The sequence below is a fragment of the Marinilactibacillus sp. GCM10026970 genome (genome assembly GCF_042660675.1).
Lineage (GTDB): Bacteria > Bacillota > Bacilli > Lactobacillales > Carnobacteriaceae_A > Marinilactibacillus.
The window spans coordinates 63,217-73,319 of record NZ_JBHSUL010000001.1; the positions used below are offsets into that span (position 1 = coordinate 63,217).

Here is a 10,103-nt window from a genome sequence, read left to right on the forward strand (position 1 = left end):
ACTCGTCCGTGACTCCATTATGACAGTTTAGTCACTTTAACGTTTATGAAACCGAATCGTAAACTGCGTTCCCTTGCCTTCTTCACTCTTTACATCCAACGACCCCTGCTGACTCTCAACAATCGTATGCGCCATCGCCAGTCCGATCCCTATACTATTTTCTGACGCATTCTTGCCTCTATAGAACCGCTTGAAGACATTGGGAAGATCCTCTTTTGAAATGCCATTCCCCGTATCTTCGATTAACATTTCTGTATATAGTGGATTCTCTTTGTAGTAGATACCAATGCGGCCTTCCTCAGGCGTATGTTCGATACAATTCTTCAAGATATTGATGAGGGCTTCACTGGTCCACTGCTGGTCTCCTAAAAAAGTTACCTCTTTTCCACCCGTAATCAAAAGCTCCTGATTTTTTAATTCGATTGGAATCCGTAGCGGTGCGAGCGCCTCTCGAATTAAATCTTCTACGACCACGTTTTCCTTCTTAAAGATGGCGGTACCGGCATCGATCTTGGATAATTTCAACAAAGAACTGAGCAACCAGTCCATTCTTTCCAGCTGTTTTTCAATATTTCCAGTGAATTCCATTCGTTTTTCTTCTGTAAGATTTTGTTGACTCAAGAGATCGATCATCACAAGCATCGAGGTCAGAGGTGTTTTCAACTGATGCGAAATATCTGATAAGGCATCTGCCAGACGCTTTTTATCTTGACTCAAATAGTCGCTTTGTTTGGACAGCATCAAGGTGACTTTGTAGATCTCGTTCTTCAAAATACTCAGTTCTCCTTCTTCGTTGTCTCTTATATCAAGAGAATACTGGCCATTACTAATTGTTCTCAAGTAGCCGGATAGCGTTTCAATCTCCTTATAACGCTGACGGTTAAAATATAGACTGATACCAATCAAACCACTCATAGAAAAAAACGCCACAATGCCTGCACATAGGTTGATCCAAGCAATGACGAGGACACCAATTAATGCAATCCCCACCATACTCACTAACATTTTTCTGATTCCTCTGTTTCTAAACATATTAGTCTCCCAACTTGTAACCGAGTCCCCTGACCGTTTTGATGATTTGCGGTTTCTGAGGATCGTCTTCCAGCTTATCGCGAATCCTTTTAATATAAACCGTTAGTGTATTATCATTGACAAAGTCTCCCGCAACATCCCAGATGCCTTCCAGCAGCTGTGCCCGAGACAAAACTTGACCTTCATTTTGAATAAAGGTCAATAACAATCTGTATTCCAGTGCCGTCAGTGCGACTTCTCTATTCATTTTATACACTTTCGCTTCTTGCATATTCACTCTGATCTGACCAATCGTGTACCCACTTAACGCTTCCTGTGGTTTCTGATACCGTCTTAAAACAGAATGGATTCTGGAGATCAGTTCTCTTAATCTGAAGGGTTTTGTGATATAGTCATCTGCCCCCATATCCAGTCCCATCACCACATTCACTTCATCTTCCAGTGCTGTCAGAAAAATAACCGGACAATTGCTTTTTTCTCTGATTTGCTTGCACAGTTCATATCCCGTACCATCCGGCAGTGTAACGTCTAGCAGACATAAATCAAAATCGGTTGTTTCAATCGCTCTTTTTCCAGCAGTAACATTTTGGCAGAGCACAGTCGTGAAGCCTTCTCCTTGAAGCGCATATTCTAGACCAGTAGCGATTGTAGTGTCGTCTTCAACGATCAATAATTGCATAAGTCACCTCTTAATTTATGAAATTTATCTATAAGCATCTTTGCATCATTCTCACCTATTATACAAATAGCCTATGCAATGAACAATCATTGATTGACAAGTAGAAAAAACACCTCCTCTTTTCACTCAGCCAATTAGCTGATGTTTTGAGGAGGTGTCGCTTTTAACCTTATTCAACGATTTTCAAGTAAATTTTCGATGTGATCAGGTAGACAATACCATAAATCAGACTGAATGCCAGAGCTACAATTACAACGGTCCCCGCTAGCAGCGTGTGTGTGATGAGTCCGATAGCAGAAAGCATCTGGAACAAAATCGGATACGCTACGATCGTGTGAATGATCGCTACCACAAGTGGCAACAAGAACATCCAGACTACTTGAGAGCGCGTCGCTTTTCTCGTCATTTTCTTATCCAGCCCAACTTTCTGCATGGCCTGAATTCTTGCTCGATCTTCATATCCTTCAGAGATCTGCTTGAAGTATGTGATTAGAACGGTCCCAATAACGAACAAGAATCCTAAATAGATACCAAGGAACAGGAATCCACCTGTGATATCATAATATCCGATTCGAAACTGTTCTCTATTTTGATAAAACGGAAAGCCAAAATTTCTATCTCTGAACACTTCTGTCATATGTTCAGCGTAAGTCAATTCTTCTGTTTGAGAACCTGTCGTTGACCATATAATCTCTTTACTGACACTTTCCTTGAAGTCCGTTAAATAGCCATTTATGACGCTACGGATAGACATCAAGGTATCCATGTCCGGCAAAACGACTAGAAGTTGATTCGAATTTGGATTTGTCGTAACTAGATAATCCGGTATATCATCCAGTTGATTGATGCTATACTCCACCCCTTCAATGTCTAAACTATTGCCTGAGATCATTTCTGAAGGATCGTCTACATAGATCGCTCCACTTTCAAGCGTCAGAGACTGACCGGTTAGTGCATTATAATCTTGTAGAGGCATCATGACGGTATTAACGTTCTCAACAGTTCCATCTTCTACAGCCTTGCCTGAATAGCGATAAATCAGCTCATCATCGATAATCTGATTATCGTAAAGAGTCATTTTTGAGTATGACTTTAAGTCTTCAATGTCCACCGCGCTATTTTCTGTTTCTTCTCTCACAATATTTAGTAACGGTTCGACTTTGGTCTCTTCAAACTCGGATTCACTTAGACCATCTACATTTGAAACATTTAACGTGTTTTCTACTGGAATGGCCAACCTAACCAGATTTTCAGCGCTAGCGTAAAGTGCTGTCGTTGTAGAGACTGTAATGAGTACCATTGCTGATAGTAGACAGAGATTTGCTAGACCTGTCGCGTGCTGTTTCATACGATAAAGCATTCCGGAAATCGAGATAAACGGACCTGGTTGATAGTAAAAGTTTTTTCTTTTCTTTAAAGCTTTTAAAATGATAATCGTTCCTGCATTAAACAAAAGATACGTCCCAAGCATCACTAACACTACGGCTACTGTAAATAATAATATAGCCTGAATCGGATCCTTGATAGTTAAAGAAAGATAATAACCTGCGCCCATTGAAATTAGTCCAAGGACAAATAAAATTGGCGAGCTTTTCGGTTCTTTTTCTCCTGATTGTCCACCTTTCAGCAATTCAATCGGGTTCGAAAATTGAATGTTCACTACGTTGATCGAGTAAGTGACGATAAAAATGACTCCAAATAATGCTACTGTCAATAGGATCGGTAAGATCCCTACTGTGAAGATGAAGTTCTGCGGTAAAATCAGTATGAAGTCAATGGCATAAAACATCAACTGACCTAGTAGTGAACCTGTAATCAATCCTGTTATTAAGCTGACTGTAAAAGTCATAATCGTTTCAATCGCGATGATTTTAGCAATATGTCTTTTTTCCAGTCCCAGAATATTGAATAGTCCGATTTCTTTTTTCCGTCTTTTCATTAAGAAACTATTCGCGTAAAGAATAAATACAAGAGAAAAAATGGCTACGACGGTGGCTCCGAGTCTGAAAAGTGGAGATAAAGATTCTCCTCGTTCAGTGACAAAGGAATTTGTAATCAATGAAGCGATCATGTAAAACATTGACACGGTTAGCGTAGAAGATACAACAAAAGGAATATAAACCTGTTTGTTGGATTTCATATTTCGAGTAGCCAGTTTTAAGGCAAGTTTAAATTCCATCTTGCTCACCTCTATCGAATGAAAACAGTAAGGCTTGAGAGATTCTATCCATAAAAACTTCCGTTGATTGATCTCCGCGGTAGATTTCATGATAAACTTCCCCGTCTCGGATGAATAAGACACGGTTTGAATAGCTCGCTGCTCGTGCACTGTGCGTGACCATCAAAATGGTTTGATTCATTGCATGGATATCTGAGAACAGATTCATTAAGATTTCAGATGCTTTTGAATCCAGTGCTCCAGTTGGTTCATCAGCCAGAATCAGTTTTGGTTTTGTAATCAGTGCGCGTGCAACTGCCGCTCTTTGTTTTTGTCCGCCCGATACTTCATAAGGATAGTTGTTGATTAATTGACTGATACCCAGTTTTTCAACAAGTGGTTTCAGCCTGTCTTCCATTTCTTTTACCGGCATCTGTTCCAGTACAAGTGGCAGTAAGATGTTGTCTTTAAGTGAAAAGTTATCCAGTAAGTTGAAATCCTGAAATACGAATCCTAGCTGTTCTCTTCTAAATTTGGATAATTCTTTTTCTTTGATTGTTGTAAGTGGTGTCCCCGCCAAAGTAATCTCGCCTTCAGATGGTTTATCGAGTGTCGATAGTAGATTCAGTAAGGTCGTCTTACCCGAACCAGATTCCCCCATGACTGAAACAAATTCTCCCTCGTTTACTGAAAAATGCACGTCTTTTAATGCGGTCGTTTCCTTAGCACCTAGTCTTCCTGTATAGACTTTCTTGATATGTTTGACTTCTAAAAATCCCATTGTGATTTGCCCCTCTCTTTTGTTATACCCATCATATAATCTTCTTGGAGCCGGAGCATTTATCTATTCTTACGATTTCTCAGGCAACCTTACAGATCTGTAAGGTTCGAAATCATCGCTTATTCAAAGAGGGTCGTTTCCTTTCTGGAGAAGTCAATGATGGCTTGAGTCCCTTTGCCTAGTTCAGAATCGATGGTCAGGGTGATATTCATTCTCTGCGTGATCTTTTTTGAAATGAATAACCCAATCCCCGTTGATTTGTCATGTAGCCTTCCGTTCAATCCGGTGTAGCCTTTTTCAAAAATTTTAGGAAGGTCTTCTTTGCTGATGCCACTTCCAGTATCTTCGATGATTAGCTTCTGGTCTGGCGTGGCTGTGATTATGATGGTGCCGGTTTCTGTGTACTTTAAGCTGTTAGATAGAATCTGTTCAATCAGGACTTGTACCCATTTCTTGTCTGACTGGATTACGAGATTTGTAGGCTCAAAGTCCAGACTGATTTTGTTGTAGATAAAGAGGATGGCATATTTTTTCAGAACGGAGCGAATAATTGCGTCGACATCGACTCGTTCGATTTCCAGTTCCTTACCGGTCTCTTCTAGCTTCAGATAATTCAGGGCAAGGTGAATATAATCATTGACGTGAATCAGTTCTTGTTCCAGTTTACGTTGCTGGGGTGTTTGGTCTTTTTGTTGTTGTAGGATCAAACTCATCGCAGAAAGCGGGGTCTTGATTTGGTGGATCCATAAGGAAAAGTAATCCATCATTTCAGATTGTTTTTCTATGTCCGCTTGCTTTTTGCGCAACAAGGTCTCTTCCAGATTCATATAGTTTTCTTCATAAATTTCGTGGATATAGTCACTGGATAAAAATGCATCTGTTTCTGCGTATTGGGTGGATTTGGCTCTTTTGACTTTTGCTGCGTAAAGGTAAAACTGAATTCCGCTTGATAGGATGAATACCAGCAGGCAGATCTGAAAAGCCGTCGTGAACACTCTAGACTCTTGTCGGGTCAAGAAATAGACCGCTCCAAAAATGAGTGTCTGCAGTAAAAACAGTAAAATCTGTGGACGTAGATAGTTCAGGAAGCCGCGTGTCAAAGCGATTTTATTAGACGCCATAGCCGGCTCCTTTCTTTGTTTTGATCAGGTTTTCTTTTTCTAATTCTTTGAATTTTTTTCTAAGTCTTGAGATATTGACCGCTAGTGTGTTGTCGTCGATAAAAGATTCGTTTTCCCAAAGTCTGGTGATAATGGTTTCTCTGGTGACAAAGGTGCCCTTGTTTCTAAAAAGGAGCTCCAAAATTTGCGTTTCGTTTTTGGTGAGTTCGATGGATTGGTCTCCCAAGGTGATGGAAGATTCTGCTGGTTTTAGGATCACATCTTCTACTGTAAGATAATTCTCGTTTTCAGCGTAATCGTAGGTCCGCCTCAGCATGGCTTGGATTTTGGCAATCACAACGGTCAGGCTGAAGGGTTTTTGAATAAAGTCGTCCGCGCCCATTTGAATGGCCATGACCATATCCATATCATCTGTTCGTGATGAGATAAAGATAATAGGCACGTCGGAGCGTCTTCTGATTTCCTGTGTCCAGTGGTAGCCGTTAAAAGCGGGCAGATTAATATCCATTAAAACAAGTTGCGGCTGTTCCGTCGTAAATGTTTCTAGAACAGATTGGAAATTTTTGATATAAAAAGCTTCATACTGCCATTTTTCTAATTCTAATTTCAAAGACTCTGCGATGGTCTGGTCATCTTCTACAATCATGATTTTAATCATATGGAGCTCCTTTTTGGTTGTCTGTTTCTGGTAGGCTTTTGTTTATTATACAAATAGCGGTCAGATAGAACAAGACAGGGAAATTTATTCCTTAAAAACGTTTCGTACGCTCTTCTTGTGCTATACTGGGCAGAAAAGGAGGGAATAATGATGCACTTGTTTCAAGTATTGATGATTGCTACAGAGGATTCTACGGTAATTTCGGAAGAACTTTCGATATACTCTAACAACTATATGGCAGATATTTTGTATTATCTTTATTTGTTCTGGAATTTCTTTTTTCAGATAGCGCCCATTTTGATTCTTTTGTTTATTGCTCGAATCGTGTGGTTTATTTATCAATTGGAACTCGATAAATACGATGACCGGCATTCTACATAACGTTTGAAAAAAGACACCCTCGAATCTCTATGGTATAAGGATTCGAAGGTGTCTTTTAAAAATTTAACCGTATTTTTTCTGATGCGCTCTTTTAAGTTTCAAATAGTCTTCGTCTTCTCGAACGATAATCCATTTCTCTTCAAAAATAGCAGCGGACTTTGCTTTTTCTTCATCGATATCCCGTTCGTTTACTTCGCCGTCTTTGCCATATTTTCTACCGCCTTTGTAATTCGCGTAACGACGAGCGCGAGTATAGCCCATTTGAATGAATTTCCTTGCCATGTCCATTCCCACAAAGTCCCCAGCTTCCTTATAATCCAAATACATTTGATAGATTTTTTCAGAAGACTCTTTGGCAATCTCAGGTGTTTTAAAGCGCCAATGCGGAAGAATCTCGCCTTTATAAGGCTCTACCATCAATACCCCTTGTTCCCCTCGACCAACTCTATAAAGTTCTGGTTGTTCGCGAAAATCAATCGTGTCGAAATCCAAATCATAATCAAATGCCATTCTTTTCACCTCGTCTATTTTATTTAATCCGTTGATGAGTGTCTCTTACTTCTACCCTACTTTAATTCACTGTTCGATTCAACTTTGCTGTTTTCGTTAGTTCTTATACGTAGAAAACCCGAAAACAAGTCCCATATTTTTGCGGTCTCGTCTTCGGGTTATAGGTTTACCTATTTATTATGCCTTTTTCTCTTTTTATGAATGTAGTAGCCAATCCAGATGATCAAACCAATTCCAATCAAAAACGGTAGGGCATAAATCAAACCGATGATTAAATTTTGTAGCACATAGTAAAAGGCATATGCTGAATCAACGAGCGCTTCCTGAATGCGCTCAAGGAATGGTCTACTTTCTCGTTCTCCAGAAATCCGTGGACGTTCTGAAAGACTAACTTCGACCCTTGTATAATCCATTAGGCTATCATAGTTATCTAATACTGTCTGCAAAGATTCCCTTTCTGAGATCGTTTCTGAAAGGCTGTTTTCAATCTGAATAATGTCTTCAATTGATTCCGCTTGTTCCAGTAAGATATTCAATCGTTCTTCCTTGTTTCGGAGCACATTGACTCGGGATTCGGTATCCGAATAGTTTTGCGTTACATCTTCCGTACCCACATTTTCGTTTAGTTTAATCGCATCGATACCGTCTAACTGTTCTAAAAAACCTTCAAGCGATTCGGTTGGAATACGCAAAGTATAATACCCATCGCGATACACACGGTTCGAATCATCCATATAATTTCCAGTAGACTGATTGGACTGCTCAACAAATCCGCCAAAATCAGTCACCCTATCCATGATATACGTATTGCTTTCTTCAAAGTCCAGTGTTTCATACTCTCGATAAACGGATCTGATGACTCTTTCTCCAATCAGATTTCCTTCAACATCCGTATTCGTTGCACTTTCTTCTGTTTCAGAATCCCAGACCTCTCCTGACTCATCGCTCGTCACAGCTCCTTCCGTAGACATATCGCCCCCCGAATGATCCGTTTCCCCTGAACAAGCCGCTAATAACATTCCTAATCCTATCCCTGCCACAAGCCACTTCTTTTTGAACATGAGACTTCCCCCTTAGATAGACTATGTATTGCTTAATACGATTTTATCAAAAGAACTTCGAGATAGATAGCGCTTTTCTAAATAGGACGCTACTAGTAATCCACTTAATTATCCGAGCACATTCTATATTGCTCAATGTTTTTCATTCCTCTATACTTTTACTATAAGGTCCAAGTGACCTGTACATATAAACTAAGAGAAAAGAGATGATCCTGCATGACCTTGATAAAAGCTTACAACCTGATGGAAAATAAGAAAGTGATTTTCTGGCTGAATGTTTTTTCTATCCCATTGATTTTTTTGTTTATCTTTTTATTTACAACCTTTTTATATGTCTTTTCTGGAGACCAAGATTTTGGTGTATCCATGAGCTTTGGTTTAATGGGTTTCGTTTTATTTTTAGTATTCTTTTTCTTATTGATCGTAGTACATGAACTGATCCATGGTGCTTTTTTTAAATTATTTCATCCAGAAGGTAAAGTGAAATTTGGATTCAAGAATGGACTGGCTTATGCAACAAGTCCCAATTCTTTTTATACGAGAAGTCAGTTTGTTCTGATCTGTCTGGCACCTTTCGTTTTGATTTCTTCAGCACTCATGGGTTACGCATTATTTTCTCTGGAGTCATCTATTCCATTGATTTTTCTAGCATCTTGCCATGCGGCTAGTTGTGTCGGAGACTTTTACTGGGTCTATTTGATTTCTAGACAAGGTGGAGAGATTCGTGTGCAAGATACTGAAGTAGGTATGTCTATTTATATGAAAGATTAAAGTGTATTTATCTAGCAGTATAGGGAATAATGGGATCTCTTTATGATTTTTTGTTCTTTAGATTAATGAAGATCGGATGTTAAAACTTTGTTTATCAAACTTCTGATAACATACGTATTTCTTTTTGTCTCTATGTATCGTATCTGGTATGATGGAATCTAATCAGTTATTTCATCAAGGAGGAGATTCATCATGAATACACGTAACATGGACTTACAAAACCAGCATTTGGATCAAAGCGACGAGAACGTGCAGAAATTTTTATCGTTATATGACCAGCATGATGAAGCGCCATATTTATCTCCGGATCGTGACTTGGATGCTTGGTTACAAGACGTTGAGATTGGTTCAGCCTCACTTGTACCGAAAAGAAACATGATTCGTTTAGAAGAAGGTATTCTGCCAGGACACTTGATCCTACTTTGGAGAATCAGCTTTTCAACATTTACAAACGAAAGTGGCTTTCCAAAATACTTTGAATATACATATGGAATCAATGCTGAACAAGCACTTGAAGAAGTATTAGAAAAACACTATGCTAAAGAATTATCTGCAATGGAGTCCCTGACACATCTGAACGCTGCTCAATTAAAAGCTTTACTGAAAGATAAAAATGCAACTGGCTTTTCTACTTTAACTAAGGGTCAACTAATGGACCGCGTCAGAAGCGCCTATCTTGAAGACGAGCTCGAAACACTAGTAAACGTCCGCGGCTATATGTTGACGTCTATCGGCCTTTCCTTACTTGGGAAGTATCCTGAGATTATAGACAAGCATCCTAAGAAGAAGTTTTAAAATTAACTTTTACCGATAACCAAAAATAGAGGAAACCAGAGTGTATAATATCGGTTCTATAATATCTAGTGTTGGTGAGAATTCGCCAGCACTATTTTTATGTAAAATGAAACAAGCGAGATTCTCTGATAGACTAAAGTTACCACACCAAATCTA

At 39.2% G+C, this 10,103-nt stretch carries 11 protein-coding genes; 3 read left to right on the forward strand and 8 right to left on the reverse strand.

The annotated features are described in order from the left end of the window. Positions 1-36 precede the first annotated feature (36 nt). The 6 genes from ACFP65_RS00325 to ACFP65_RS00350 form a co-directional block, all read right to left on the reverse strand. Positions 37-1,032: a sensor histidine kinase gene (locus ACFP65_RS00325; protein WP_379914800.1), complete on the reverse strand. Its 996-nt coding sequence runs from the start codon at positions 1,030-1,032 to the stop codon at positions 37-39. A 1-nt stretch (position 1,033) separates the two neighbouring features. After that, entirely contained in the window at positions 1,034-1,711 is a 678-nt protein-coding gene (locus ACFP65_RS00330; protein ID WP_379914802.1) for a response regulator transcription factor, read from the reverse strand. A 169-nt stretch (positions 1,712-1,880) separates the two neighbouring features. Beyond that, positions 1,881-3,890: an FtsX-like permease family protein gene (locus ACFP65_RS00335; protein ID WP_379914804.1), complete on the reverse strand. Its 2,010-nt coding sequence runs from the start codon at positions 3,888-3,890 to the stop codon at positions 1,881-1,883. After that, the gene (locus ACFP65_RS00340) at positions 3,880-4,650 is read right to left on the reverse strand and encodes an ABC transporter ATP-binding protein (protein WP_379914806.1); all 771 of its coding nucleotides are present in this window, start codon (positions 4,648-4,650) and stop codon (positions 3,880-3,882) included. The genes ACFP65_RS00335 and ACFP65_RS00340 overlap by 11 nt, the downstream gene beginning before the upstream one ends. Before the next feature lie 119 nt (positions 4,651-4,769). Next, positions 4,770-5,771: a sensor histidine kinase gene (locus ACFP65_RS00345; RefSeq protein ID WP_379914808.1), complete on the reverse strand. Its 1,002-nt coding sequence runs from the start codon at positions 5,769-5,771 to the stop codon at positions 4,770-4,772. Then, positions 5,761-6,429, reverse strand: coding sequence for a response regulator transcription factor (locus tag ACFP65_RS00350; protein WP_379914810.1), 669 nt, complete (start codon positions 6,427-6,429; stop codon positions 5,761-5,763). Before ACFP65_RS00350 ends, ACFP65_RS00345 begins: the two co-directional genes overlap by 11 nt. A 147-nt stretch (positions 6,430-6,576) precedes the next feature. Here ACFP65_RS00350 and ACFP65_RS00355 point away from each other — a divergent pair, with 147 nt between their 5' ends. Next, the gene (locus tag ACFP65_RS00355; protein ID WP_379914812.1) at positions 6,577-6,810 is read left to right on the forward strand and encodes a hypothetical protein; all 234 of its coding nucleotides are present in this window, start codon (positions 6,577-6,579) and stop codon (positions 6,808-6,810) included. 63 nt (positions 6,811-6,873) lie between these two features. Here the strand turns inward: ACFP65_RS00355 and ACFP65_RS00360 are convergent, their stop codons facing one another. Together ACFP65_RS00360 and ACFP65_RS00365 are read right to left on the reverse strand one after the other, a co-directional pair. Next, complete coding sequence (locus ACFP65_RS00360) at positions 6,874-7,320, reverse strand: DUF4385 domain-containing protein (RefSeq protein WP_379914814.1); 447 nt, start codon at positions 7,318-7,320, stop codon at positions 6,874-6,876. 170 nt (positions 7,321-7,490) lie between these two features. Beyond that, entirely contained in the window at positions 7,491-8,381 is an 891-nt protein-coding gene (locus ACFP65_RS00365; RefSeq protein ID WP_379914816.1) for a DUF4349 domain-containing protein, read from the reverse strand. Between the two features lie 216 nt (positions 8,382-8,597). Here ACFP65_RS00365 and ACFP65_RS00370 point away from each other — a divergent pair, with 216 nt between their 5' ends. Next, a complete protein-coding gene (locus ACFP65_RS00370; protein WP_379914818.1) occupies positions 8,598-9,152 on the forward strand; it encodes a DUF3267 domain-containing protein in 555 nt (184 codons plus the stop codon). A gap of 192 nt (positions 9,153-9,344) precedes the next feature. Next, positions 9,345-9,947, forward strand: a complete 603-nt coding sequence (locus tag ACFP65_RS00375; RefSeq protein ID WP_379914820.1) for a hypothetical protein — start codon at positions 9,345-9,347, stop codon at positions 9,945-9,947. Positions 9,948-10,103 lie beyond the last annotated feature (156 nt).